Below are 25,392 nucleotides of genomic sequence, written 5' to 3' on the forward strand. Positions count from 1 at the left end.
CATCGCGCAATGGGAGTTGCAAAATATGCAACATCTGATGGAGATGGACCTCACGGCCGTCGCGGACATCAGGTCGGAACGGGTCAGCTGGCGCTTCAAGGGCCTGCCGTCGACCACGTTCGGCTCGACGATCGGCGAGGTGGCCGGGCAGCGTCTCGACCTCTTCGCCGACGAGTTCGTCGGGCCGCTCGTCGTGCTGGACGCGGACGCGTTGACGCACAACCTGACAACGATGGCCAAGTGGTGTGACAACCACGGCGTCAAGCTGGCACCGCACGGCAAGACGACGATGTCACCGCAGCTCTTCCAGCGGCAGATCGAGCACGGCGTCTGGGGCCTCACCGCCGCCAACGCGTCGCAGCTGCGGGTCTACCGGGCGTTCGGCGTGTCCCGGATCCTGCTGGCGAACCAGCTGCTGGACCCGGCGGCGCTGCGCTGGCTGGTCCGCGAGCTCGACGGCGATCCCGGCTTCGAGTTCAGCTGCTGGGCCGACTCCGAGGCGGGCGTCGCGCTGATGAGCGAGACGCTGCAGGAGCTCACACCCTCACGGCCGGTCGACGTGATCGTCGAGCTGGGCGCACCGGGAGGGCGAACGGGCGCGCGTGACCTGGAGACGGCGCTGGCCGTCGCACGGGCGGTCGACCAGAGCCCGGTGCTGCGGCTGGTCGGCGCGGGTGGCTACGAGGGCGCGCTGGCGCACGACGCGTCCGAGTCGTCGCAGTCCGTTGTGGACGGATATCTGAACGACCTGCGCACGCTCGTGCTGCGCCTGGCCGACGCCGGACTGCTCGACGAGCTGGACTCGGTGATCGTCACGGCGGGCGGCAGCGCGTACTTCGACCAGGTGGCGGCGACGTTGTCGCAGCCGTGGCCGATGCCGGTGACGCCGGTGCTGCGCAGCGGTGCGTACATCACGCACGACGACGGCTTCTACCGCGGGATCTCCCCGTTCGCGCGGATCGACGGCGTGGAGCCGTTCCGGTCGGCGCTGCGGGCGTGGGCCCAGGTGACGTCACGGCCGCAGCGCGACCTGGCGTTGCTGACGATCGGCAAGCGCGACGCGTCGTTCGACGAGGGCCTGCCGGAACCGCAGCTCGTGCGCCGCCCCGACGGTGCGATCGCTCCCCTGGCCGGGGCGACGATCACCGCGCTCAACGACCAGCACGCGTTCCTCCAGCTCGGCGCCGAGGCCACGGTCAGGGTCGGCGACTGGATCGGGCTCGGTCTCTCGCACCCCTGCACGGTGTTCGACAAGTGGCAGCTCATCCCGGTCGTGCAGGGCACGACCGTGGTCGACCTGATCCGTACCTACTTCTGAGGAGTGCCGGGATGGACGACGTCGTTCTGCGCGGACCGCTGATCGCCGACGGCACGGGCGCACCCGCCTACCAGGCGGATGTGGGGATCAAGGACGGCGTCATCACGTCCATCGGTGAGCCGGTCTCGGCCACCAGGTCGATCGACGCCGCCGGGCTGGTGCTCGCGCCGGGGTTCATCGACATGCACTCGCACTCGGACCTGCGGATCCTCGCCGAGCCGGACCACCTGGCGAAGGTCTCGCAGGGCGTCACGACCGAGGTGCTCGGCCAGGACGGGCTGTCGTACGCGCCGGTCAACGACGAGGTGCTGGCGACGCTGCGGGGCCAGCTCGCCGGGTGGAACGACGACCCGCCGGGCTTCGACTGGAACTGGCGCTCGGTCGGCCAGTACCTCGACCGGCTCGACCAGGGCATCGCGGTGAACGCCGCGTACCTGGTGCCGCAGGGGACGTTGCGGATGCTCGCCGTGGGCTGGGACGACCGGCCCGCGACCGACGCCGAGATGCTCGTCATGAAGAACAAGCTCGCGAAGTCGTTGGTGGAGGGCGCTTTCGGCATGTCGTCGGGGCTCACCTACACGCCCGGCATGTACGCGGACACGTCCGAACTGGTGCAGCTGTGCGAGGTCGTCGGGAACTACGGCGGTTTCTACAGCCCGCACCACCGCAGCTACGGCGCCGGCGCGCTGGAGGCGTACGCCGAGATGGTGGACGTCTCGAAGCGGTCCGGCTGCCCGTTGCACCTCGCGCACGCCACGATGAACTTCCCGGTGAACAAGGGCAAAGCGCCCGAACTGCTGGCACTGCTGGACGACGCGATCGCCGGTGGCGCCGACATCTCGCTCGACACCTACCCGTACCTGCCGGGCGCGACCTATCTTTCCGCGCTGCTGCCGTCGTGGGCCACGGAAGGCGGACCGGACAGCGCGCTGGCAAGGTTGTCCGATGTGGACACCCGCGAGCGCATCCGCGAGGAGATCGAGGAGACCGGCTCGGACGGCTGCCACGGCGTGCCGGTCGACTGGGACTCCATCGAGATCAACGGGGTCCGCAACGACCGCAACGCGCACCTCGTCGGCGCCAGCGTCCACGCCTCCGCGCTGCGGCTCGGACGTGCGCCCGCCGACCTGTACTTCGACGTGTTGGTCGACGAGCGGATGGGTACGTCGTGCCTCATGCACGTGGGCCACGAGGAGAACGTGCAGGCGATCATGAAGCATCCGGCGCACACCGGCGGCAGCGACGGGCTGCTCGTGGGCGACCGGCCGCACCCGCGCGCGTGGGGCACCTTCCCCCGCTATTTCGCGCGCTATGTCCGCGAACTGGGCGTGCTGAGCCTGGAGGAGTGCGTGGAGCACCTCACCGGCCGTGCCGCCCAACGTTTGCGGCTCACCGACCGGGGTCTGGTCCGCGAGGGCTACGCGGCCGACCTCGTGCTGTTCGATCCCGCGACGATCGCCGACACGGCGACGTTCGACGAGCCTCGGCAGCAGGCCGCCGGCATCCCGTACGTGTTCTGCAACGGGGTGACGGTGATCGACGACGGAACCGCCACCGGCTCATTGCCAGGCCATTCACTCAGGAGCCGCCCGTGATCAACTGGCTGCAACACTCGACACCCGGTCTGCTCACCCTCGCGGTGGTCAGCATCGCGGTGTTGCTGCTGCTCATCATCAAGTTCAAGGTCGAGCCGTTCATCGCGCTGATCGTCGTTGCGCTGCTGGTCGCCCTGCTGGCCGGCGTGCCGGTCGAGGCGCTGGTCGGGTCAGCGCAGAAGGCCTCCGACTCGTTGCTGGAGAAGGGCTTCGGCTCGATCCTCGGGCACATCGCGGCGATCATCGGTCTCGGCACGCTGCTCGGCGCGATCCTCGAGGCGTCCGGCGGCGCGCAGGTGCTGATGGACAAGCTGATGAACGCGTTCGGCGAGAAGAAGGCGCCCGTCGCCATCGGTCTCGCGGGCCTGATCTTCGGCGTGCCGGTCTTCTTCGACATCGGCATCTTCGTGCTCGCGCCGCTCGTCTACGTGGCGGCCAAGCGCAGCGGCAAGTCGATCGTGCTGTTCGCCATGCCGTTGCTGGCAGGGCTTTCGGTCATGCACGCGTTCATGCCACCTCACCCCGGACCGGTGGCGGCGGCCGGTCTGCTGAAGGTGTCGCTCGGCTGGATCATCATCATGGGACTCGCGGTGGCGATCCCGTCCTGGTTCGTCGGCGGTGTCCTGTACTCGTACTGGATCGGCAAGCGCCTCAACGTGCCGGTGCCGGAGGAGATGCTGGCCGCGGCCGAGCTGGCGCGGGCGGAGAACGGCGAGGACGATCGCGACCCGCCGTCGCTCGGGCTGGTGCTGTCGATCATCGGCCTGCCACTGGTGCTGATCCTCGCCGGCACGTTCGGCTCGATCCTGCTGACCAAGGGATCGCGCCTGTACTCGGTGGCGACGTTCTTCGGCACACCCGCGGTGGCGTTGACGATCTCAGTGTTGCTCGCGTTCTGGCTGCTGGGCTTCCGGCGCGGCATGACCCGGGAGAAGGTCGCGGAGCTGTCCGCCGCGTCCCTCAAGCCGGTCGCGATGATCCTGCTCGTGGTCGGTGCCGGTGGCTTCTTCGGCGCCGTGCTGGCCGCGACGGGCATCGGCAAGACGCTGGCGAACGAGCTGTCGGGCATCGGCCTGCCGGTGATCGCGCTGGCGTACGTGATCAGCTGCGTCATCCGCATCGCGCAGGGTTCGGCGACGGTCGCGATCGTGACGACCGCGGGCATCGTCGCACCGGTGGTGGCGGATCTGGGCTACTCGCAGCCGCAGCTCGCCCTGGTCGTCATGGCCATCGCGTCCGGTTCGATCATCGCCTCGCACGTGAACGACGGCGGGTTCTGGATCGTGTCGCGGTACTTCGGGCTGTCGGTGAAGGAGACGCTGCAGTCGTGGACGGTCCTGGAGACCATCCTCTCGGTGGTCGGTTTCGTGGTCGCGGCGCTGCTCAGTCTGGTTGTCTAGCCGTGTGCTCCGGAACCTGATCGGCCTGCTCGTGATCGCGGCGGTGGCGGGGTGCTCCTCGCCACCGCCCGCGCCTTCCCCGCCCGACAAGGCCGCCACCACGGCCTGGCTCGACCAGGTGTGCTCAGGGGAGAAGGCCGTGTACACCCGCGGCACAGCGGTCTCCAAGGCGCCGAAGTTCACCGTGGACCGGCCGCCGGTCGAAGCGGACCGGGCAGCCGTGGTGACCGCCCTGACCGAGTTGCGGGAGATGTTCGCCAAGTCGAAGAGCGTCTTCGACGCCATCGGCCCGGCCCCTGTCGCACAGGGCGACGACCTGGTCGCGGCGAACCGGCGCGACCTGGGCGCGTTCATCGCCAAGATCGACGAAACGCTCGAGAACGCGCGAAGGCTCCCCGCCGAACAGCTCACCGGGCCTGCGGAGTTCGTGACCAAGGACGTCGTGTTCTGGAATCCGAGCGGCCCGAAGCTGCCCGACCTGATCAAGGCGCAGCCCGTCCTGGCCGAGGTGTACGACCAGGCCCCCAACTGCTAGCAGATCAGACACAACTCAACATTCCCCAACGCTTGACAACCCCCCGTCCGCATCTGAGGATCGGCACAATGTTCATTTGTGTTTGATGTGGACGGGGCCCGCATGAGCAACACGGAGGTCGTGCACCTGCACGACGACACCTCCAGCGTCGTCATCACCCTCTCGGGCGCGAGCCTGCCGGTCGTGGCGCACTGGGGGCGAACGCTCGGAGACGTCGGCGAGGACGCGTTGCGCGGCCTGGTCGACGCCGTCTCGTGGACCAACCCGAACAACGCGCCGGACGACCCGGTCCCGCTCGCGCTGCTGCCCGACGCCGGTGCCGGCTATGTCGGCCGTCCCGGACTGCGCGGCCACCGCGGCGGCGAGCACTTCGCGCCCGCGCTGGCGGTGACGTCGTTCTCCGGCGAGGACGACTCGATCTTCCGCTACGTCGCGACGGACGGGGCCGCCGGACTGACCGTGACCGGCACGCTGGAGCTGCTGCCGTCCGGCATGCTCCGCCTCCGGCACGTCGTGCGCAACGACGGTACGACGCCGTATTCGTTGGAGGGCCTGGAAACCGCGCTCCCCGTCCCCTCGCACGCCACCGAACTGCTCGACTTCACCGGGCGCTGGGCACGTGAGCGCGCGCCGCAGCGGCAGGCGTTCAACCACGGCTCGTGGGTGCGGGAGAACCGCCGCGGCCGCACCGGGCACGACGCGACCATCGGGTTGCTGGCCGGCACGCCGGGGTTCTCGTTCCGCGACGGCGAGGTGTGGGCGCTGCACGTGGCGTGGAGCGGCAACCACGTGACGTACGCGGAGAACCTGGTCGACGGCCTGCCCGTCCTGGGTGGCGGCGAACTGCTGCTGCCGGGCGAGATCACGCTGGCGCCGGGCCAGGAGTACGAGTCGCCGTGGATCTACGCCGCGTATTCGAGCGCGGGCATCGACGGCATCAGCGCCGCGTTCCACCGGCAGCTGCGCGAGCGTTCGCTGCGGCCGCGCCCGGTCGTGCTCAACACGTGGGAGGCCGTCTACTTCGACCACGACCTCGCGCGGCTGACCTCGCTGGCCGACACCGCCGCCGCGATCGGTGTGGAGCGGTTCGTGCTGGACGACGGCTGGTTCCGGCACCGCCGCGACGACTCCGCGGGCCTCGGTGACTGGTACGTCGACGAGACGGTGTGGCCGGACGGGCTGACGCCGTTGATCAAGCACGTCCGCGCGCTCGGCATGGAGTTCGGGCTGTGGTTCGAGCCCGAGATGGTCAACACGGACTCCGACCTCTACCGCGCCCACCCGGACTGGGTGCTCGGGCCGCGTCCCGGCGTGCTGCCGCCGCCGTCGCGCAACCAGCAGGTGCTGAACATCGCGCACCCCGAGGCGTACGCGTACATCCTCGACCGCGTCTCGTCCGTGCTGGCGGACAACGACATCGCGTTCGTGAAGTGGGACCACAACCGCGACCTGATCGGCTCGCGCGTGCACGAGCAGACTGCGGCGTTCTACCGGCTGCTCGAAGAACTGCGGCTGCGGCACCCGCACGTGGAGATCGAGAGCTGCTCGTCCGGCGGCGGGCGGATCGACCTCGGCGTGCTCGCCCACACCGACCGCGTGTGGACATCGGACTGCAACGACGCCCTGGAACGCCAGCTGATCCAGCGGTGGACCGGCGTGTTCCTGCCGCCGGAGCTGATGGGCGCGCACGTCGGCCCCACCAAGTCGCACACCACCGGACGCGTGCACGACCTGTCGTTCCGGGTGGTCACGGCGATGTTCGGGCACTTCGGGATCGAGTGGGACATCAACTCGGCCACCGACGAGGAACGGGCAGGGCTGCAGGCCGCGATCGAGTACTACAAGGACGTGCGGGCGTTGGTGCACAGCGGTGTCACCGTGCACTCCGACCACCCGGACTCCTCGGCCTGGGTGCACGGAATCGTTGCGGCGGACCAGTCCGAGGCCCTGTTCGGGTACGTGCAGCTCGCGACCTCGGTGCAGAACAAGCCTCGCCGGGTGCGGCTGCCCGGCCTCGACCCGGCGCGCACGTACCGGGTGTCGTTCGACGCCCCGGCGGGACGGCCCAAGCTGATCCAGCGGCTGCCCGCGGACTGGAAGTCCGTGGAGCTGCCCGGTTCCGTGCTCTCGGAGGTCGGGATCCAGCTGCCGGTGCTCGAACCGGAGCAGGCACTTCTGTTGCGTCTCCAGTGAGAAGAGCCCCGGCGGGATGCATCCCGCCGGGGCTCCTCCTCTCCCCTTTACCGGCCGGCGCGACTTCCGTCGGCCTTGGTCGCCCACCACTTTCCGCCAACGCCCTGCCCGTTGGCATCACCACAGATCTTGTCCCCTGCGAACAAGTACTGCGGCCACCCCGCGATGGTGAGCTGTTTCTTCCCGTCCCGCTCGATCGTCCCCACGAGTGCGGCGTCCACGCCCTGCACCTGGAAGCCCTCGCTGACGAAGGCGGGCGGCCATTGCTCCGCGCACCCGCCGGAGCAGTTGCTCTTCGACGGGTCCGCGGAGTCGTCGTCGAACCGGTAGAGCGTCATGCCGTCCCTGTCGGTGGCGACGACGCCGAGGTCCGCGACGGTCGCGCTGGTCAGCGCGATCGCCTGGTTCTGCTGGGCCTTCTTGCCGTCGGTGGCGGTGGCGAACCACTTCGGCACCGCGACACCCTTGGCCTCACCGGGCTTGCTGTCGTTCTTGAAGGTGTACTGCGGCCAGTTCGCGACCGTGAGCTGCTTCTTGCCGTCCTTGCGGGTGATCGTGCCGAGCAGCGCCGGGTCGACGCCCTTCACCCGTGGTGTGTCGCCCTCCACCACGACCGGCGGCCAGGTCTCGGCGCAGCCACCGTCGCAATTGGACACTGACGGCTGAGCTGTGTCGCCGTCGAACCGGTAGAGCGTGAGACCCGCGTTGTTGGTCAGCACCGCGCCGAGTCCTGCGATGACGCCGGTTCGTGCCGCGAGCTGGGTGCGGGCGCCGTCCTTGCCGGTGGCGAACCACTTGCCCTGCAGGCCCTGGCCCTTGGTCTCGCCGGGCTTGGTGTCCTTGGCGAACCGGTACTGCGGCATGCCGTCGACGGTGATCTGGCGGCTGCCGTCCTTGCGGACGATGCTGCCGACGAGGTTCCTGTCGACACCGTTCACCGCGAAGTTCTCCTCGGTGACCGTGGCGGGAGGCCAGGTCGCGGCGCACTCACCGTCGCAAGTGGACTCACCGGGCTTGTCGCCGTCGAACCGGTAGAGCGTGAAGTCCTCGATGTCGGTGACGACCGGCCCCAGGTCCACGATCTCGGCGACCTTCAGCGCCACCGCGCCCTCTTGCTGCTGCTGCGCCACCGGCGTGCTCTCCGGCGTGCCCGCGCAGGCGGTCAGCGAGATCAACCCCAACGCGACGACCGCAACGGTCTTGCGGATCATCTTGAACCTCCTGGCTAGTGCCACCAACGCCCATCACACGCAGGGCGGGCCAGAACGGTTCAAACTGATTTTCAGAACATCGCGCGTTTCAGCGCGGGCACGGCGCTCGCGGTTCTGAGCACGGTCTTGAAGATCGTCCGCGCGACCGGGCCGCCGTCGGCGAACTGGCGGGCTGCCTTGAGCGAGTCGCGCACGGCCGCGAAGCCGTAGTCGTACATCTCCTTCTCGTACCTGGCGACGGCGTCACCACCCTCGGCGATGCACCGCGCGAGCAGCTGCGCGTCCTTGAGCGCGATGTTCGCCCCAACGCCCCTCATCGGCGTCATCGCGTGGATGGCGTCGCCGAGCAACGTGACGTTCGTCGGCCGCCAGCGCTCGATCGGCCTGGACGACCGGATGCGCCATTCACTGACCGTCTCCGCCGGCGACCGCTCGACGATCCTGGTCAGCTCGGGGCTCCACCGCGCGATCCTGGCGAGCACCTCCCGGCGCAGGTCCTGTCCATCGTGGACGGTCAGGTCGGCGGCCGCGTAGGCCCACATCAGGTAGGGACGCACGTTGTCGAACAACGGGTCGTCCTCGCCGTCGGACACACCCAGCCCGTCGTGCGCGGCCAGGAACATACCCGCCCGGCTCGTCGGGACGACCGTGTTGGCCCTGATGACGAGCTCCCGCGGCACCCAGTCGTTGTCGTCGAGGAACAGCTTCCCCGCGATCGCCGTGACGCCGATCTTCTCCGTGCCCGCGTGCGGGAGGTACTGCTCGCGCACCCGCGACCGGATCCCGTCCGCGCCGACCAGCAGGTCGCAGCTCGCGGTGCTGCCGTCCTCGAAGTAGAGCTTGACGTCGTCACCCTGCTCGTAGCGCTCGAACCTCTTGCCGAACTGGACGTCCAGCCCGTCGAGCAGCACCTGCCGGAGCGTGATCCGGCTGGCCGAGTAGTGCTTCTCCTCGTCGGGGTCGAGCACGAGCAGCGGCTTGAGCTGTTCGGTCAGGAAGCCGAACCCGTTCTCGCTGGACCCCGCGCTCTCCTCGAACCGCTGCCAGTTCGCCGCGGGCAAGCACTCCCTCAACGCAGCGGCACCGTCCGGGTTGATGTGCACCCGGTACCCCTGCAGGCGGTCCGTGCGCGAGAGGTCGCGCTCGTACACCGCCACGTCCACGCCGGCCCTGCGCAACCCGTGCGCCAGGCACAGCCCGCCGATTCCCCCACCGATCACTGCGATTCGCATGTCAGCGAGTTTCAACCGATTGGTTGATTAAGTCAACCAGTTGGTTGAAAACGGGCCGTCGGCTACCGTGTCGCCGTGGATCAACGCCGCTCTCCCAGCGCCTCGGAACGCAAGCGCGACCCGGAACGCACGCGGGCCCTGCTCCTCGAGGCGGCCGCGGCGGAGTTCGGCGCGAAGGGCTACGCGGCCACGCGCACGACGGACATCGCGGCGCGGGCGGGCGTGAACAAGCAGCTGATCTCGTACTACTTCGGCGGAAAAGAAGGCCTGTACAAGGAGCTCGCGACGAGCTGGCACAGCTCCGCCGCCGAGCTCGCGGGCCAGAGCCAGTCACTGGACGAGGTGGTGGCGGGGTTCGTGATGACCACGCTCAGCGACCACGGCCGCATGTGGGCGTGGGCGAACCTCGCAGGCGACAGCCCGCCGACCGACGAGGAGTTCTTCCGCGGCCAGGTGGACCAGATGCGCGCCCGTCAGGCCGCGGGCGAACTGCCGGAGGGGATCGACCCCGCGTTCCTGCTGCTGGCCCTGATGGCGGCGGCCTCGGCGCCGTTGACGCTGCGGCAGAGCGCCGGCCAGATCACCGGCGAGGACCCGGCGACGCCCGAGTTCGCCGCGAAGTACGCGCAGCAGCTGGGGTTGCTGGTCCGGCACCTGTCCGGCCGCGCCTGAACGTCAGGACTCGCGGGTGGCGGCCTTCGCTTCGAGAACCTGCTTCAGACCCTTGAAGCCGCCGCGCATCATCATGTCGTGGTTGCCGCGGAAGAACGGCTTGGCGATCAGCACGAGACGCCGCAACAGCGCCTTGTTGACCACTACTTCCTGGTCGAACATGAGGTCGGTGCCGCCGTCACGACCGGTGATCTCCCAGCTCGCATAGCCTTCGAGATCACCGGACAAGGTCGCACGGAGCAGCCCTGCCTGCTGGTTGCGGATGCTGTGCTTGACCTGCACGACCAGGTCGAACGGGAGGAACGAGCGACACCTGAGCTCGCCGGTCTCGTCGTCGATCTTCGTGGCCTTGCGGATCTCGGTCCACCACAGCGGGTAGTTCGCGATGTCGGACAGCACCTCGTACACATCAGCCGGAGACGCGTCGACGTGCCACACGCTGCGGAAGCGATAGCGGTTGAGTGACACGGCCGCCATCATCCCGGATACCTCGTCCGAGTGACAGATCCTCGACCAAACTCACACCGGACCGGCAATTCCTCACCGGGTGTACTACGGCTCTAGCGGGACTCAAGCGTCCCACTAGGCCGTCCGAGTTCACTTGTCGACTAGATGAGGAAGCCGTTCCAGGGTCCGCAACCAGCTGACAGCCGCGACGCGCCGGAGTGCCTGCTCCGACGAGTCGAGCGCCTCGATGAGGCTGAACGGGTACATGACGGGCTCTCCGCGCGACGCCTGAAGGGCGCGCTCGCGGTGGGCCAGCGCATCGAGTGGAATCATCACCCTGTTGCTGACACCTCCTCGTTTTCGAGCACCTGCAGCAAGAACTGCCCCGTGTAGCTCTTCTCGACCTGCGAGACCTGCTCGGGCGTGCCCTCTGCTACGACCATACCGCCGCCGGAGCCCCCTTCGGGACCCATGTCGACGATCCAGTCGGACGTCTTGATGACGTCGAGGTTGTGCTCGATGACGATGACGCTGTTCCCCTTGTCCACCAGGCCGTTGATCACGCCCAGCAGCTTGCGGATGTCCTCGAAGTGCAGGCCCGTCGTGGGCTCGTCGAGGATGTAGACCGTCTTGCCCGTCGAGCGCTTCTGCAGCTCCGAGGCGAGCTTCACGCGCTGCGCCTCACCACCGGACAGCGTCGGCGCCGGCTGGCCCAGCCGCACGTAGCCCAGACCCACCTCGACCAGCGTCTTCAGGTGGCGGTGGATGGCGTTGATCGGCTCGAAGAACGTCGCGGCCTCCTCGATCGGCATGTCGAGGACTTCGGAGATCGTCTTGCCCTTGTAGTGCACTTCCAGCGTCTCGCGGTTGTACCGCGCGCCCTTGCAGACCTCGCAGGGGACGTAGACGTCCGGGAGGAAGTTCATCTCGATCTTGATCGTGCCGTCGCCCGCGCACGCTTCGCAGCGGCCGCCCTTGACGTTGAACGAGAAGCGGCCCGGCTGGTAGCCGCGGACCTTCGCCTCGGTGGTCGCCGCGAACAGCTTGCGGACGTGGTCGAACACGCCGGTGTAGGTGGCCGGGTTCGACCGCGGGGTGCGGCCGATCGGCGACTGGTCGACCCGCACCAGCTTGTCGACCTCGTTCAGGCCGTTGATGCGGGTGTGGCGGCCCGGCACCTGGCGCGCGCCGTTGAGCTTGTTCGCGAGCACCGTGGCCAGGATGTCGTTGACCAGCGTCGACTTGCCAGAACCGGACACGCCGGTGACCGACGTGAGCGTGCCGAGCGGGAACGACACGTCGATGCCGCGCAGGTTGTGCTCGCGCGCGCCGACGACCGTGAGCTGGCGCTTCTTGTCGATCTTGCGGCGCTTCGCGGGCATCGGGATCGACTTGCGGCCCGACAGGTAGGCGCCGGTGATCGACTCCTTGTTCGTGAGCAGCTTCTTGTACGGGCCGCTGTGCACGACCTTGCCGCCGTGCTCGCCGGCGCCGGGGCCGATGTCGACCACCCAGTCCGAGGCTCGGATCGTGTCCTCGTCGTGCTCGACGACGATCAGCGTGTTGCCGAGGTTGCGCAGCCTCGTCAGCGTCTCGATCAACCGGTGGTTGTCGCGCTGGTGCAGCCCGATCGACGGCTCGTCCAGCACGTACAGCACGCCGACCAGGCCGGAGCCGATCTGCGTGGCGAGCCGGATGCGCTGCGCCTCGCCGCCGGACAGGGTGCCGGACGCGCGGTCGAGCGAGAGGTAGTCGAGGCCGACGTCGAGCAGGAAGTGCAGGCGGGCCTGGATCTCCTTGAGGACCGCGCCCGCGATCATCGACTCGCGCTTGCCGAGCTTGAGGCCGTCGAGGAAGTCGGAGCACTCCGAGACGCTCATCGCGCAGACCTCGGCGATGGACCTGTCGCCCTTCTTGCCGTGGTGCAGCGTGACGGCGAGGATCTCGGGCTTCAGTCGCGTACCCGCACACGCGGGGCACGGGACCTCGCGCATGTAGCCCTCGTACTTCTCCCGCATGTAGTCGGACTCGGTCTGCTCCTGACGCCGTTCGAGGAACGGGATCACGCCCTCGTAGTTGGCGTAGTAGGAGCGCTCACGGCCGTAGCGGTTCTTGTAGCGGACGTGCACCTGCTCGTCGATGCCGTGCAGGATCGCCTTCTGCGCCTTGGCGGGCAGCAGCCGCCACTGCTGGTCCATGCGGAAGCCGATGGTCTCACCGAGCGACTGCAGCAGCCGGATGAAGTACTCGGCGGTCTGCCCGCCGGCCCACGGCGCGATGGCGCCGTCCTCGAGGCTCAGCTCGTCGTCCGGGACCACGAGCTCCGGGTCGACCTCCTTGCGCACGCCGATGCCCGTGCAGACGGTGCACGCGCCGTACGGCGAGTTGAAGGAGAACGACCGCGGCTCCAGGTCCTCGATCGCGAGCGGGTGGCCGTTGGGGCACGCCAGGTTCTCCGAGAAGCCCCTGATCCGCTTCGGGTCGGTCTCCGGGAGGTCGACGAACTCGAGCTCGACCAGGCCGTCCGCGAGCCGCAGCGCCGTCTCGACCGAGTCGGTGAGGCGCTGCTTGGACGAGGCCTTGACGCTCAGGCGGTCGATGACGACCGCGATGTGGTGCTTCTCCTGCTTCTTGAGCTTGGGCACCTCGGCGAGCGCGTAGACGACACCGTCGACCTTCGCGCGCGAGTAGCCCTGCGTCTGCAGGTTCTGGAACAGGTCGACGTACTCGCCCTTGCGGCCGCGGATGACCGGCGCGAGCACCTGGAACTTGGTGCCCTGCTCCATCGCGAGCACCTGGTCGACGATCTCCTGCGGCGTCTGCTTGCCGATCGCCTCGCCGCACTGCGGGCAGTGCGGCTTGCCGGCGCGGGCGTAGAGCAGGCGCAGGTAGTCGTAGACCTCGGTGATCGTGCCGACGGTCGAGCGCGGGTTGCGGCTCGTGGACTTCTGGTCGATCGAGACCGCGGGCGAGAGGCCCTCGATGAAGTCGACGTCGGGCTTGTCCATCTGCCCGAGGAACTGGCGCGCGTAGGCCGAGAGCGACTCGACGTAGCGGCGCTGGCCCTCGGCGAAGATCGTGTCGAAAGCCAGGCTCGACTTGCCGGAGCCGGACAGCCCCGTGAAGACGATCAGGCTGTCCCGCGGCAGGTCGATATCCACGCCGCGCAGGTTGTGCTCGCGGGCGCCGCGAACAACAAGACGGTCTGCCACTGGGGTCCCTTCGGCTGCGATTGGCGGGTCACTCACGCCACACTCTCCCGAACAAGCGTTCGAAGAGTACTAGCATCGTTCTGGAGGCTGCGACCGACCCGCCGACCATGCTAGGGCGCACCCCTGACAAAAACGGTTCGGGCCGCTACCGCATTCCCCTGAGCAGGCTTTACTCATAGTCTGGTCACTTCGATCAGAGCCTCAACGTCGGGGAGAGGCAGCACATGACCTACACGCCGTCCACGCAGCACACGTCGGTACCCGCGCCGCGAGGGGTGCCTGACCGGCACCTCACCGCCGTGCGCGAGGCGACGGACGTGCTGTACGAGGTCGTCGAGGAGCTGGACGAGGCCGCGGTGCGCGGCCAGAGCCTGCTCCCCGGATGGACCCGCGGACACGTCATCACCCACCTCGCGCGCAACGCCGACGCGCTGGTGAACCTGCTCACCTGGGCCAAGACAGGGGTCGAGCACCAGGCCTACGCGTCGCGCACGGACCGCGACGCGGACATCGAGGAGGGGTCGCACCGGCTGCTGCAGGTGATCAAGGCCGACCTCGACTCCGCGTCCCAGCGGTTCGACACCGCGTGCCGCGAGTTCCCCGCGCACGCGTGGCGTTCGGAGGTGACCGCGCCCAAGGGACAGACGATCCCGGCGTCCGCGGTGCCGTTGCTGCGGCTGCGCGAGATCTGGATCCACCTGATCGACCTCGACGCGGGCGTCGGGTTCGAGAACCTGCCCGCCGACTTCGTCGAGGAGTTCCTCGACGACGCCGTCGAGCAGTTCGCGGGCAGGGTCGACCCGTTCAGCGTCGAGGTGACCCTGCCCGACGGGACTCAACGCAGCTGGGACGTCAACGGACCGGCGAGCCGCAGTTCGGTCAGCGGGTCGGCCAGCGCGGTCCTCGGGTGGCTGACGGGCAGGACCGACGGCTCCGACCTGCGCGGGGAACTGCCGGACCTGCCCGACTGGATCTGAGTGAGCAGCTTGTAGGCGGGGCGTTCGACGAACTTCGTCATCGCCCAGCCGAGCACCAGCGCCGAGGTGACGAACCCGGCGAGGAGCCACCAGGACCGCAGCCCAACGGCGTGCATGCGGTCCATCACCACGGTGCCGATCTGCTGGTGCACGAGGTAGACCCCGTACGAGATGCCCGCGAGCCACGTGACCGGCTTGGCGATCGGGTTGAAGAACACCCAGTCGGGGCCGGCTGCCGCCGCGCACACCATCAGCAGCAACACGGCGAAGCCGAGCGTCGATCCGTACTCGGTCGTGTGAACCGCCTGCGCGATCAGCGTGGCCACGAGGAGCGCGGCGAGGTGCGGCGTCTTCAGCCTGTCCTTGTGCCACAGCCAGATCGCGATTCCGGCGGCGAACAACTGCGCCCTGTGCAGCGCGAAGCCGTTGTAGATGGTGAACAACGTGTGCGAGTGGTCCAGCAACGGCCGGAGCAGCAGCGGCGTGACGATGAGCGCCCACAGGAAGACGCGGAGCTTCGTGCCTCTCATGCGCTTGACCAGCAGCGCGCCGGCGATGAACGCCGCGATCTGCACCGGCACCGTCCAGTAGGCGAAGTCGACGATGTCGACGTCCGGCATCCACTGGTTGATCAGCAGCAGGTTGTAGACGACGTCTCTGCCGTCGAGCTGACTCCACCCCTCCGGCGCGATCCATCTCTGCACCGCGTAGGTGAGCAGCACCGCCGCCATGTACGCGGGCAGCAGTCTGGCGAGTCTTCTCCACAGGAACTGCCCTGGCTTGCCGCTGTTGAGCGAGGCACAGGCGAAGAAAGCCGAGACGACCATCAGCGTGCTGGCGCCCATCGACATCGGGAAGGTGAACGGCAACGGCCCGAGATCAGGGTGGCTGCTGACGCTCGTGAGCGTGGCGTGGTGGAGCAACACGCACCCGATGGCGACGACGCGGAGGACGTCCCAGCTGACCCTGCGGGCCGTCCGGGGCTTCTGTCGTTGCTCTGGAATCACGAGAGGCGGGGACCTGTTCGTTTGGTGCTTTCGGAGTAACCGGGCTTCGAGGCTTGATCCTTACTTACCCTATGAGTGAGACCTGTATGCAACCTGAAGGTGTGCGTCTCGCCGCATCGAGCGACTACCGTCTGCCACCGTGGACGTACTAGAGAACTACACCGGTCACGTCGATCCAGAGGGCCCCGCTGCCCGCCGCACCCTGGACGCGCTGACCATCACGAAGATCTCCGTCGGACCGATGGACAACAACGCCTACCTGCTCGTATGCCGGTCCACGAACGAGGCGTTGCTCATCGACGCGGCCAACGACTACGAGCGCCTGTCCGACCTGTTCGGCCACATTCCGAACCGCCCGCGCCTGCGCACGATCGTGACGACGCACCAGCACGCCGATCACTGGCAGGCACTCGGAGCCCTGGCCGGAGCCCACGGCGCGAACACCGTCGCGCACGAACTGGACGCCGCCGTCCTCCCCGTCCCGCCGGACGTCCTCGTGGACCACGGCGACACCATCAACGTGGGAGAAGTCCCGCTCTCGATCATCCACCTGCGCGGCCACACGCCGGGCTCGATCGCCGTCGTCTACGACGACCCGACCGGCCACCCGCACCTCTTCACCGGAGATTCACTCTTTCCGGGTGGTCCTGGGCGGACAACAAGTCCAGACAACTTCGCAAGCCTGATGGCCGACCTGGAAGAGCGCATCTTCGGCAAGCTGCCGGACGAAACGTGGTTCTACCCAGGTCACGGCGACGACTCGACCCTGGGCGTCGAGCGTCCGAAGCTCGCCGAATGGCGCGAGCGAGGCTGGTGATCTTGGCCGAACGGGGCCGCCTACCGACGACGTAGGCGGCCCCGTTCGCTGTTCCAGCAGCGGGACGGGGCCTCGATCGGACGTGGAGGTCCGACCGTGCGCACATCGTGCCGCATGACCCTCATCACGGCGGTGACGCCGTGAGCATCGAAGCGATCGCGTGGGCGCTCAACAGCGCCCGGATCCCGACCAACCGCAAGGACTCAAGCTCACTCGCAGTAGTCCTCATCGGCCTCGCCAACCACGCTGACCCGTTCGGGCGAAATTCGTTCCCCTCGGTCGCGACGCTGACCCGCTACACCCGCCTGTCCGAGCGAACCGTGCGCACGACCCTTGATCGCCTTCACGCGTTGCGCCTGATCAAGCCGTCGGACCCGGACATCCTGGCCGCGCACATCAAGCGCGCCGACCGCCGTCCTCAGGGCTGGGACCTCGTCATGTGTGACGAGGTGCACGTCTTGCACCTCGCTGAGCAGGACGGGGTGCAATCCACGCGCCACGAGGTGCAATCCACGACGCGACGGGGTGCAAGCACTGCACCCGATCCTTCCCTTAACCGTCCGAGGAACCGTCCCGCGCCGAGCGCGCCCAACGGGCGCTCAGCGGTCTGCGGCGAGTGCGACGCCCGCGACTCCGATCCGGTGTCGGCTCGGGTCATCTGGCTCGACGAGGACCGAACCCGATCATCCCTGTGCCCGCGCTGCCACCCTGCGGTGATGTCGCGATGAGCCGCGTTCACCTGTCCTACTCCGAGCCGGTCTCACGGATTCATCCACGCGGCTGGACGTCACCGGCGCGCTGCTACGAGTCCCGCGCTGCGGCTGAGAAACTGCGCGATGCAACCAACTTCCTGTCCGGCCCGGACGCAGCTCGACGCCGCACCTGGAACTTCACCGCGTGCACCTGCTCAGAGCCTCGGCAGGATCGGTGGCTGTCGTGAACGAACCCACGATCTGGATCAAGCGAACGTGCGTCGTCGCCGTCGCTGCGGTCGCAGCAGTGGCCGCCGTCGTCTCGTTCGACCACATGCGGGCGCTCGCTTCGGATGCCGGTGAAGGCTGGAAGGCCTGGATCCTGCCGATCTCGGTCGACGGCATGCTTGTCTCGGCGTCCTTGGTGATGCTCACCCGCAAGCGTGCCAGCCAACCGGTCGGCGCTCTCGCTTGGAGCGGTCTCGTCCTCGGACTGCTGGTGTCGCTCGCCGCGAACGTCGCAGCCGCTGAGCCGACGCTGATCGGCCGCCTCGTGGCAGCCTGGCCGCCTGTGGCACTCGGCCTCTCCTACGAACTCCTGCTGACTTTGATCCGCGAGACGGCAAGCGTTCACGAACCCGCTGACCAGCAGGTCGTCGAGGTTGCCCCGACCGTTCATGAACACCTCGCTCCCCTCACTGAGGCTCCGCCTAAGCGCTCACGGAAGCTGCTGCAGGACTACGTCAACGAGGCTCGTGAACACCTGAGTCCGGACGTGAAGGTCACCCCGGCGTGGGTCCGCGAAGTCACCAACTGCTCCCGCGGTTTGTCGCCGAAGATCGCGGCAACGCTCAAGGCGGGGATGCAGTGATGGCCCAGGTCGAGCAGCGATGTGGTCGTGTCTCCGTACCGAGCACGTCCTAGACGCCGAGGTGGGCACGAACGAGGAGTAACAACGCTAGCGGGCTTGTCACCGTGAAGTCCGCGTGCCCGATGGAGGACGACAGCCCCCGCGACAACGAACTTCACCGCCTCGCGTCACAAGTGCTGCGGCTTGCGCCAGCGGATTCCTAAGAAAACGTATCCGTCCAGACAAAAGGTGGGCGACGCACAACAAAGAGAACAGAGAGAGCCCAAGGAAATTAGAGAATTATCGTTTGATAATCTGCTTCCCAGCCCACACGACGGGAAGTCGGCACGTCCACTCCGAACAGCCGCCGCACCTGTAGCAACTCGGTGACTACCGCCGTCAGCCTGCCTGACGACTCCGATATTCGATCCACCAAGCCTCAACTGACTTCTCTTCAAGCGCCTTCTTCATCCGCTCCAGCGTCTTCTGCGAGTAGCACCACGTATTGAAGAACAACTTGGCACAGTCTTCGTCATCTTTGATTCCAAGCAGTGTTATTAGAGCCGTCGCCTGATTTGTCGTTATCCCGAGCTTGCTGACGAGAGAGTTAAACCGAAGATTGTAGTAATCCAGCTCAGCAACTCTTCTAACCGCGACAACACTGGAGTCGGCCGATCCCTCCGGAACCAGCGCAACCGGGATACCTTCTTTCTTGACGATCCGAAGATTGATGCGCGGCCCGACTCCTTCCGTTGTGAACCTGACGGCTGCGATTCCAGGAAAGAGTGCATCGAGACTGGTAGTGCCACTACCAATCTGAACGCCGAGTCTCCGCAGCGCCGCTTCGCTTGGCTGGAGCTTCTCGCCTTGCATTGCACCGTCCACGATGGACAAGGCCCTCAACCTGGCGGCCGCTTCTGCGCGACGACGTTTTCCTGGTTGCAGAAGACGCGCGACTTCCTGTATTTCCTCCGTGAACAGCGCTATGGGATCTAACGGCGCAATAGTGGCTATAGGAAGTACGCGATCAGGCAGCACGTCACGCAGTTCTTCCTGGAATACGAGCTTGAGCAGGTCGCGATACAGCGTGATCCCTGACTGCGCCTGCAGATACAGGTGTCCCTCACTAATGTCTACCAGGTGATGCTGCGCCGCATCTCGCAAACCGTTGATCGATTGTAGTGTCAGAGCCTGTTCCTCGGTGAGGAACTGAATTACATCAGTCGAGAGTGCTCGGCGTACACATTGGTCGAACCCGATGGTGTTCTTCTCACCGGGGTCCCGGATCCGCCCGCCGCGATGGAGAATCGCCGCCTTCAACAACATCTCGAACGAGTGGTCAAGCAGCATCAGAACGGCATCGGTGCGCCCGGTGTCCCAGGGACGGTTGAAGTGTTCAACGCTCAGCGTGAGCGAGCTGAGTGACTTCTCCTTGAGCAGGCGAGCTTCCTTCTTCATGTCCGCCTCCGCACGCCGGCCGCCGTCCACCGGCTGCATCCACCCGGTGCTTTCTCGCGACGCGCCGGTCATCGTCGCCGATACCGAACCTTTCGACCGGGTCCTAATCGACGTTTCACGCAACGTCAGACAACACCCGTTCGGCTGAACGGGTGTAACAAACCGGGTCCGCTTCGCGAAGTTATGTCCCTGTCCTCGCCGTTCGTGACCTCCGATTGACGCATCTTGCCTACCAGCGGTTCGCCTCAGAACGTCGACCTCGCAATCGATCTTCCGCGCTGCCGGCAGGCTCGTCCCTCACGTCGAGCGGGGCAGTCCTTCGGCCTGTCCAGAAATGTTCATCCTGCCGTTGTCGACGGAGGGCTGTCGGAAGCTGCGCGGGATCAGCGGGTCGCGCTCAGCCTGATCAAGCTCCACCACGAGGTCGTGGTGCCGATTTCCAGCGGGCCAGGCGTTCACCTTGACTTCGGTCAGCAAAAGTTAGCTTCCAGCGACACAGCGTCTGCATCACTTAACGAAGTCCGACCAGGCAGATCCGACAACAGGTTCACTATTCGAGTCCGTATAGAATTTTACCTCCTCGATTTTAGCTGACTTGTATCGCGAGGCGCTCTAGAGCCGTTACTGCAGATATCCCAGCCGCACGCTTTCATCACCCAATCGGCGCAACAGGTGACCCCGGCGTAACAACAAGTCCAAGTCCATCGATAGCACGACCACCGTGATATTAGGAGCACAAACACCTTGCCCATCTCCCGAAAGTGGTTCCAGTGAACGATTCGAGAAGCTATCTCACCAAGGCAATCAGCTGGCTCCGGTCCAATAATCCACACGTCACAGAGGAGCAATGGGCCAAAACTGAGGAAATGCTCGCCAAGAAAGCCGAGGAAGCATCGCCGCCGACGATAGCTCTGATCGGCCTCACCGGGGTCGGTAAGTCCAGCACCATCAACGCACTCTTCAACTCCGGCGTCAATGTCAGCCACCATCGACCCTGCACCCAGACGGCGCAGGCGATTGAAGGCGACCTATACGAGTACACCAGTCGACGAGGCACCATTGTCGTATACGACATGCCGGGACTCGGCGAGAATCTGGCGGCCGACGAGCGCCACTACGCCACCTACTGCCAGACATTGCCGAACGTTGACGTCGCGATCTGGGTGATCGAGGCTCCGAGCCGAACGATCTCACCCATTGAAGTGGCGTTGCGCCGCCTTCGCCGGCACTGCGGACCCGAAGTCGTCGACAAGATCGTATTCGCCGCCAACAAGATCGATCGGATTCACCCAGGCGAATCAGCCTGGATCAAGCAGGCGAACATGCCAAGCCTCGAGCAGAAAGAGACGACCGAGCTGTATTCCAACTTTCTCTTCGAGTCCTTGGGATCGGAGGTTTCTCGCCCTAAGGACAGCATCGTGTGCTACTCGGCGACGCGCCGGTACAACCTTGAGGTTCTCATGGAGCAGGTAGGCGCACATGCGCCGGACGATCGTGCGTGGCTGCTCGGCAAAGTAGCGGACGTCGCCGATTTTAAGGAACTGGTCGATCCGCGACTCCTCGCCTGGATCCAGCAGAAGCAGCATGGAGATATCAGGGGAGCAAACAGAGATGCCTAGAGATATCGCGCCAGGCGACGCAGAGTGGGACGAGGTAGCGTCGAGACTCGCGAACTTCATGGAAAGCATGACCGCGAGCGATAAGCGTCGTATTGCCGCCGACGAAATTTCGTTCCGCCGCTTTTGTGCGCATGCCATGCAGCACATAGCGAACTTTCTCGGGTTCACACTCAAGAACATCGATGAATTCGTACGCGACATGGGATGGGCCCTGAAATCTGGGTGGCAACAAGGAATCGAGCGCGCCCAGGTGAAGCGGCTGCGATCATGATGGAACGACGCCTCTACCTGCCGCTCCCATTTCCGATTTGCCCGTCGTGCGACTCGTCATGGGAGACCTGCAAGCATCGGAACTGCGGCGGAGAGATCGAGGTCGATCCGAGTTCGCGATCAGTCCGATGCGATCGATGCCATGACGGATGGAACGTTATGGCATCCACTTTTTATTGCACGTGCGGACACTGCTTCCACGCACGCGATGTCTCTGAGGCGATCGAAACGCTGGTACTTACCTGCCAGCGGTTAGTGGATATTCTTGAGGCAAGCACTAACGCGCATTCCGCCTTCAACGACCGAACCAGCGAGAGCTTCAGAGGGTTCGTGACCAGTGTTCTACATGGCCTCGGCAAGGCAGCCGGATTTGTCATCGGAAAACTCCTCGGAAAACTCGTTTAGCAGCAAAGTAAGTCAGTTTTCAGCATGCCAAACAAATGCCAATGTCGTCGCGCAGGTGGTCCTGTGGGACTCGGATGCAGTGTGCCCTGGACCTGAAATCCGGGTCGATGAAGGCTATGCTTGACGGTCTACGGTCTGGTAGTTGAAGCATGGATAACCCCCAAGTACTTGACCCTCTCTGACCACATCAAGGTGCCGTGCGAGCACAAAGATCGATTACCAGGTCAAGGTCCTTGAACGAGCCGCTTAGAACAACATGCGTCACACAAGGTCGTGACCAGCACTTACGCATCGGCGCTGCCCAGGGCAGCCAAGGCTGTGTCCTCGTTCGTGGCCAGGGAGTCGATGAGGCGTGACACCGTCGGGTCCGAGGCGACCGGGCCGACCAAGCCCGGATTGGCCTGCAGGGGTCGCGAGGTCTGCCAGACAGTCATCGCTCAGGGCCAGCGCGATCGCCAGATCGCACTCGACCTTGCCGGAATCATGATCTGCGGCCGGCTTGCGCCACCGAACCAGCGCTGCGAACAGCGCCCGGTCCAGGCCGGTCTTGTGCACGGTCTCGACCCAGCAACATCGCACCCGCCCGCGACACCACTACGCGAGAGACCCAGGTCACTGCATAGTGGTGTTGCCTACCCTGATGTCCTGCGACAACAACGTGATGATCAAAACGGGGGCGGTCAGAGCACTGGCTGTGACTGACAATTAGCGAGGCACAGCTAGCCTGATGTGGCGGGGAGGTGCTGTTCCTAGCTGCCAGCAAGGGGTACCTCTGCTGAGAAGAACTCTCCCACGAGGGGCAGGTGGCGGTGGACGAGACGCACGTCGGTCGACGAGTACGTGAGATCCGCTCGTTCCGGGGAATGAGTCTGACCGCGACAGCACAGCTCGCGGGGATGGCTCCGAGCTACCTGAGCATGATCGAGCGGGGACTACGGCCGGTGAACCAGCGGGCGACGCTCGATCGCCGGCCGAGCTGGCAAGCCCTATGCGCGATGCGGCCTCCGAAGAGGCCCACGGCCACATCTTCGAGGTCGAAGACGCGTATCGCCGGTGAACCAGCGCGAGAGGCTCTAGCCAGCGCTCTGCGCGTATCGCCGGCCGAGCTGACTGGCAAGCCCTATGCGCCAACCGATGCGGCCTCCGAAGAGGCCCACGGCCACATCTTCGAGGTCGAAGACGCCATGACCGCGTGGAGGATCGGTGAGGTGCCCGACGCACCGGCGCGGCCGTGGCAACAGGTGAGCGCCGAACTGAACCTGCTCAACCTCACGCTGCGGCCGAACGCCGACTACGCAGCTCAAGGCGCGTTGCTGCCTTCGCTGATCCGGGACCTCCTCGTCGCAGTGAACGACCCGAAGCGGCGTACGGCTGCCCTGGTGGGGCTCATCGCGACCTACAAGGCGGTGGCCTACTTCGCCCACGACCTCGGCGTGGCCGGGCTGCCCGTACTGGCGGTGGAACGGATGCGTGAGGCCGCCGAGGAGCTCGACGACCCGGTCTGGCTGTCGTATGCCGCCTACCAGCGCGCGCAGCTGATCAGTGGCACCAACCGATCTCGCCAGTACGACCTCGCCGTGCAGACCGCGCAGGTTCCCGGTGCGCGGGTGGAAGTTCACGGCCTCGCGCACCTCACCGCGGCCCTGGCGTGCGCGTCGCGGGGAGACGCCGACGCCGCCCAGACCCACCTGACCGAGGCCACCGCGCTCGCGGATCGGATCGAGCCGGACGTCAGCCCTTGGATGCAGACCAACTTCGGCCGCACCAACGTCGGGATTTGGAAGGTGTCCATCGGCCTGGAGCTCGGCGCGGGCGCAAAGGTCCGCGAGATCGCCTCCACCGTGCGGCCGGCCGGTGTGTCCAAGTCGCGTCAGGCCCAGTTCTGGATCGACGTCGGCCGCGGCCTGCTGACCGAGCGCAAGCACCGCGATCAGGGACTCGCAGCAATCCTGGAGGCGGAGAAACTGGCTCCGCAGAAGGTTCGCAACAACGTCTTCGTCCGCGAGTCCGTGGCTGGCCTGCTCGCCCAGGCCAGGCGCGAGGCCGGCGGCCGTGACCTTCGCGGCCTGGCCTACAGGGTCGGTGTAGCCCCATCCGGGTGATCCACGCCGCCCGTTCACAAGTTGTGAAATAGCGATCCAGGGTCCCACCTAGCGTCACTTTCCAGATACGGGAGGTGACACCAGGTGGGATCTTCGCTGTTGACGAGGTTGCGGCAGCAGGTCGCGCAGGTCCTCACCTTCCGTTCGCATGCTGCGGTGTCACGGCTGGCTGCTCCCCGACGCACCGGCCGTGACGCCGCGTCCACCGCATCCTGCGCCCTTCTCAATACCGACACCATGCTGATCTGGTCGGCCATTGCGGCGCAGGGCCCTACGAGCAGCGACCTGCATCTCTCTTCCTCGGGTATGCGGGTCGCGCCGTACGTGAACGGAGACGCCGAACATGTCCTTGCCCAACGCCGATCCCGCTCGATCGCCCGGTGGCAGCGGGGCACTCGAGTCGCTCGCCACCGATCCGAGCTGGCTGGCCGCCCGTGACCGGCTCGCCGCGTCGATCCGCGCAACCAGCCTGCCGACCTACGGCGGGCAGGCTCGCCTTCGCGTTGCTGCGCGCCAGGAGAACCGGTGAGCGGCCACGTCTGGTGGACCTCGCCGCTGGACAACCTGACCCACGCGATCGGGGACAGCGCCGGCCCTGGCGACGGCACGGTGGATACCGAGTGCGGCCGAGTGCTCGACATCGCGAAGGCGGGCAAGTCGCCGAGTGGCAGTTTCTGCGACGACTGCCTGCAGAAGGTTGGGTCGAAAGTGGACGACAGCAGCCGCTGGCGGTGAGCGCCGTGGCAGCTCAGCACGCCTACCGCGAGGGCAACCAATGGGGCATGACGGTTCCCGAGCTACTGGAGAACGCCGTCGCCGAAGGACGACCGCTACACCTGGAGTGGAGCGAGGACGGCACCACGTGGGACTGGCCTGGCAACAACTTCGACACCATCGAGATGCCTGTCATCACCCCCGAAATGCTCGCGGCCACAACGCCAGAACCGGTGCCCGACACGGACACCGACACCGATGAACTGGCCACCGCGACCGACGTCCTGCAGGTCGACCAGAGCTGGTGGTTCACCGGCCCAGCGGGGCCGCGATGACTTCCGGGTGCTCACCCATGAGTCGCCCGGTAAGCCCTGACTCGAATGTCGTTGCTCCACAACGCTTTCCAGCCAGGTTGATGTTGAACCGACGAACAAACAGGGGATGCCATGTCATTGATCATGCTCGACGAGCCCATCGCCGCAGACGATCTGTTCGCCTTGGAGCACTTGGAGTTCATCACAGATGTCCCGGCTGACGCCGCGATGAACCCGTGCACCAACGGAACCGACGACGGCTGCGACCCGACCTGCGCATCAGCGTGCGTCACCGGAGGGGTGTGACCCCAGCAGTTCCCGATGCACCTCGGGGATCAGGCGGCTCTGGTCC

24 protein-coding genes and 2 pseudogenes are annotated in these 25,392 nt (G+C 66.4%); 17 read left to right on the forward strand and 9 right to left on the reverse strand.

Annotated features, from left to right (window positions below; all coding sequences use genetic code 11):
- Positions 1-37 precede the first annotated feature (37 nt).
- The 5 genes from ACSHWB_RS03075 (at position 38) to ACSHWB_RS03095 (ending at position 7,041) form a co-directional block, all read left to right on the forward strand.
- Entirely contained in the window at positions 38-1,318 is a 1,281-nt protein-coding gene (locus tag ACSHWB_RS03075) for an amino acid deaminase (RefSeq protein ID WP_439660568.1), read from the forward strand.
- Positions 1,319-1,329: 11 nt separating this feature from the next.
- A complete protein-coding gene (locus ACSHWB_RS03080) occupies positions 1,330-2,913 on the forward strand; it encodes an N-acyl-D-amino-acid deacylase family protein (RefSeq protein WP_439660569.1) in 1,584 nt (527 codons plus the stop codon).
- Positions 2,910-4,313, forward strand: a complete 1,404-nt coding sequence (locus ACSHWB_RS03085) for a GntP family permease (protein WP_439660570.1) — start codon at positions 2,910-2,912, stop codon at positions 4,311-4,313. Before ACSHWB_RS03080 ends, ACSHWB_RS03085 begins: the two co-directional genes overlap by 4 nt.
- Before the next feature lie 4 nt (positions 4,314-4,317).
- Positions 4,318-4,848 carry a hypothetical protein gene (locus ACSHWB_RS03090; RefSeq protein WP_439660571.1) on the forward strand — a complete coding sequence of 177 codons (531 nt, stop codon included), beginning with the start codon at positions 4,318-4,320 and terminating at the stop codon, positions 4,846-4,848.
- 102 nt (positions 4,849-4,950) lie between these two features.
- Complete coding sequence (locus tag ACSHWB_RS03095; protein WP_439660572.1) at positions 4,951-7,041, forward strand: alpha-galactosidase; 2,091 nt, start codon at positions 4,951-4,953, stop codon at positions 7,039-7,041.
- A 47-nt stretch (positions 7,042-7,088) separates the two neighbouring features.
- Here ACSHWB_RS03095 and ACSHWB_RS03100 read toward each other — a convergent pair whose 3' ends face one another.
- Positions 7,089-8,252, reverse strand: a complete 1,164-nt coding sequence (locus ACSHWB_RS03100) for a hypothetical protein (RefSeq protein WP_439660573.1) — start codon at positions 8,250-8,252, stop codon at positions 7,089-7,091.
- A 71-nt stretch (positions 8,253-8,323) separates the two neighbouring features.
- Positions 8,324-9,484 carry an FAD-dependent oxidoreductase gene (locus ACSHWB_RS03105; RefSeq protein WP_439660574.1) on the reverse strand — a complete coding sequence of 387 codons (1,161 nt, stop codon included), beginning with the start codon at positions 9,482-9,484 and terminating at the stop codon, positions 8,324-8,326.
- Positions 9,485-9,559: 75 nt separating this feature from the next.
- Between ACSHWB_RS03105 and ACSHWB_RS03110 the strand changes: the two genes are divergently transcribed.
- Complete coding sequence (locus ACSHWB_RS03110; RefSeq protein WP_439660575.1) at positions 9,560-10,156, forward strand: TetR/AcrR family transcriptional regulator; 597 nt, start codon at positions 9,560-9,562, stop codon at positions 10,154-10,156.
- A gap of 3 nt (positions 10,157-10,159) precedes the next feature.
- Here ACSHWB_RS03110 and ACSHWB_RS03115 read toward each other — a convergent pair whose 3' ends face one another.
- From ACSHWB_RS03115 to uvrA, 3 genes are all read right to left on the reverse strand, one after another.
- Positions 10,160-10,624: an SRPBCC family protein gene (locus tag ACSHWB_RS03115; RefSeq protein WP_439660576.1), complete on the reverse strand. Its 465-nt coding sequence runs from the start codon at positions 10,622-10,624 to the stop codon at positions 10,160-10,162.
- Between the two features lie 129 nt (positions 10,625-10,753).
- Positions 10,754-10,936 (reverse strand): hypothetical protein, encoded by a 183-nt coding sequence (locus ACSHWB_RS03120; protein WP_439660577.1) that lies wholly within the window; start codon positions 10,934-10,936, stop codon positions 10,754-10,756.
- On the reverse strand, positions 10,936-13,815 hold the full coding sequence (uvrA, locus tag ACSHWB_RS03125) for an excinuclease ABC subunit UvrA (protein ID WP_439660578.1): 2,880 nt from the start codon (positions 13,813-13,815) through the stop codon (positions 10,936-10,938). The genes ACSHWB_RS03120 and uvrA overlap by 1 nt, the downstream gene beginning before the upstream one ends.
- A gap of 224 nt (positions 13,816-14,039) precedes the next feature.
- Between uvrA and ACSHWB_RS03130 the strand changes: the two genes are divergently transcribed.
- Positions 14,040-14,792: a maleylpyruvate isomerase family mycothiol-dependent enzyme gene (locus tag ACSHWB_RS03130; RefSeq protein WP_439660579.1), complete on the forward strand. Its 753-nt coding sequence runs from the start codon at positions 14,040-14,042 to the stop codon at positions 14,790-14,792.
- Between the two features lie 47 nt (positions 14,793-14,839).
- Here ACSHWB_RS03130 and ACSHWB_RS03135 read toward each other — a convergent pair.
- Positions 14,840-15,799 (reverse strand): annotated as a pseudogene (locus ACSHWB_RS03135) (acyltransferase family protein); the annotation flags it as partial.
- A 139-nt stretch (positions 15,800-15,938) separates the two neighbouring features.
- Between ACSHWB_RS03135 and ACSHWB_RS03140 the strand changes: the two are divergent.
- From ACSHWB_RS03140 to ACSHWB_RS03150, 3 genes are all read left to right on the forward strand, one after another.
- Positions 15,939-16,616 carry an MBL fold metallo-hydrolase gene (locus ACSHWB_RS03140; protein WP_439660580.1) on the forward strand — a complete coding sequence of 226 codons (678 nt, stop codon included), beginning with the start codon at positions 15,939-15,941 and terminating at the stop codon, positions 16,614-16,616.
- A 140-nt stretch (positions 16,617-16,756) separates the two neighbouring features.
- Positions 16,757-17,344, forward strand: coding sequence for a helix-turn-helix domain-containing protein (locus tag ACSHWB_RS03145; protein ID WP_439660581.1), 588 nt, complete (start codon positions 16,757-16,759; stop codon positions 17,342-17,344).
- A gap of 208 nt (positions 17,345-17,552) precedes the next feature.
- Complete coding sequence (locus tag ACSHWB_RS03150) at positions 17,553-18,179, forward strand: DUF2637 domain-containing protein (protein ID WP_439660582.1); 627 nt, start codon at positions 17,553-17,555, stop codon at positions 18,177-18,179.
- Positions 18,180-18,557: 378 nt separating this feature from the next.
- On the opposite strand, the gene ACSHWB_RS03155 is transcribed toward ACSHWB_RS03150, so the two are convergent.
- Entirely contained in the window at positions 18,558-19,616 is a 1,059-nt protein-coding gene (locus ACSHWB_RS03155; RefSeq protein WP_439660583.1) for a DUF3644 domain-containing protein, read from the reverse strand.
- A gap of 297 nt (positions 19,617-19,913) precedes the next feature.
- A complete protein-coding gene (locus tag ACSHWB_RS03160; protein ID WP_439660584.1) occupies positions 19,914-20,093 on the reverse strand; it encodes a hypothetical protein in 180 nt (59 codons plus the stop codon).
- 293 nt (positions 20,094-20,386) lie between these two features.
- Here ACSHWB_RS03160 and ACSHWB_RS03165 point away from each other — a divergent pair, with 293 nt between their 5' ends.
- Positions 20,387-21,235 carry a GTPase family protein gene (locus ACSHWB_RS03165; RefSeq protein WP_439660585.1) on the forward strand — a complete coding sequence of 283 codons (849 nt, stop codon included), beginning with the start codon at positions 20,387-20,389 and terminating at the stop codon, positions 21,233-21,235.
- Between the two features lie 67 nt (positions 21,236-21,302).
- Positions 21,303-21,506 carry a hypothetical protein gene (locus tag ACSHWB_RS03170; RefSeq protein WP_439660586.1) on the forward strand — a complete coding sequence of 68 codons (204 nt, stop codon included), beginning with the start codon at positions 21,303-21,305 and terminating at the stop codon, positions 21,504-21,506.
- 697 nt (positions 21,507-22,203) lie between these two features.
- On the opposite strand, the pseudogene ACSHWB_RS03175 reads toward ACSHWB_RS03170, so the two are convergent.
- Positions 22,204-22,526: pseudogene (locus ACSHWB_RS03175) on the reverse strand (transposase); the annotation flags it as partial.
- A gap of 187 nt (positions 22,527-22,713) precedes the next feature.
- Here ACSHWB_RS03175 and ACSHWB_RS03180 point away from each other — a divergent pair.
- From ACSHWB_RS03180 to ACSHWB_RS03200, 5 genes are all read left to right on the forward strand, one after another.
- Positions 22,714-24,012, forward strand: a complete 1,299-nt coding sequence (locus tag ACSHWB_RS03180; RefSeq protein ID WP_439660587.1) for a helix-turn-helix domain-containing protein — start codon at positions 22,714-22,716, stop codon at positions 24,010-24,012.
- 343 nt (positions 24,013-24,355) lie between these two features.
- Positions 24,356-24,541: a hypothetical protein gene (locus ACSHWB_RS03185; protein ID WP_439660588.1), complete on the forward strand. Its 186-nt coding sequence runs from the start codon at positions 24,356-24,358 to the stop codon at positions 24,539-24,541.
- The gene (locus tag ACSHWB_RS03190) at positions 24,538-24,747 is read left to right on the forward strand and encodes a hypothetical protein (protein ID WP_439660589.1); all 210 of its coding nucleotides are present in this window, start codon (positions 24,538-24,540) and stop codon (positions 24,745-24,747) included. Before ACSHWB_RS03185 ends, ACSHWB_RS03190 begins: the two co-directional genes overlap by 4 nt.
- Before the next feature lie 5 nt (positions 24,748-24,752).
- Positions 24,753-25,061: a hypothetical protein gene (locus tag ACSHWB_RS03195; RefSeq protein WP_439660590.1), complete on the forward strand. Its 309-nt coding sequence runs from the start codon at positions 24,753-24,755 to the stop codon at positions 25,059-25,061.
- Between the two features lie 117 nt (positions 25,062-25,178).
- Positions 25,179-25,346, forward strand: coding sequence for a hypothetical protein (locus tag ACSHWB_RS03200; RefSeq protein WP_439660591.1), 168 nt, complete (start codon positions 25,179-25,181; stop codon positions 25,344-25,346).
- Positions 25,347-25,392 lie beyond the last annotated feature (46 nt).

This window comes from Lentzea sp. HUAS TT2 (assembly GCF_051853195.1).
GTDB lineage: Bacteria > Actinomycetota > Actinomycetes > Mycobacteriales > Pseudonocardiaceae > Lentzea.

Bases quoted from the DNA above. Each gene is read 5' to 3' on its own strand.
- ACSHWB_RS03075 (WP_439660568.1), top strand. From the start codon at position 38: ATGGAGATGGACCTCACGGCCGTCGCGGACATCAGGTCGGAACGGGTC.
- ACSHWB_RS03080 (WP_439660569.1), top strand. From the start codon at position 1,330: ATGGACGACGTCGTTCTGCGCGGACCGCTGATCGCCGACGGCACGGGC.
- ACSHWB_RS03095 (WP_439660572.1), top strand. From the start codon at position 4,951: ATGAGCAACACGGAGGTCGTGCACCTGCACGACGACACCTCCAGCGTC.
- ACSHWB_RS03100 (WP_439660573.1), bottom strand. From the start codon at position 8,252: ATGATCCGCAAGACCGTTGCGGTCGTCGCGTTGGGGTTGATCTCGCTG.
- ACSHWB_RS03105 (WP_439660574.1), bottom strand. From the start codon at position 9,484: ATGCGAATCGCAGTGATCGGTGGGGGAATCGGCGGGCTGTGCCTGGCG.
- ACSHWB_RS03120 (WP_439660577.1), bottom strand. From the start codon at position 10,936: ATGATTCCACTCGATGCGCTGGCCCACCGCGAGCGCGCCCTTCAGGCG.
- ACSHWB_RS03130 (WP_439660579.1), top strand. From the start codon at position 14,040: ATGACCTACACGCCGTCCACGCAGCACACGTCGGTACCCGCGCCGCGA.
- ACSHWB_RS03155 (WP_439660583.1), bottom strand. From the start codon at position 19,616: ATGAAGAAGGAAGCTCGCCTGCTCAAGGAGAAGTCACTCAGCTCGCTC.
- ACSHWB_RS03170 (WP_439660586.1), top strand. From the start codon at position 21,303: ATGACCGCGAGCGATAAGCGTCGTATTGCCGCCGACGAAATTTCGTTC.
- ACSHWB_RS03185 (WP_439660588.1), top strand. From the start codon at position 24,356: ATGTCCTTGCCCAACGCCGATCCCGCTCGATCGCCCGGTGGCAGCGGG.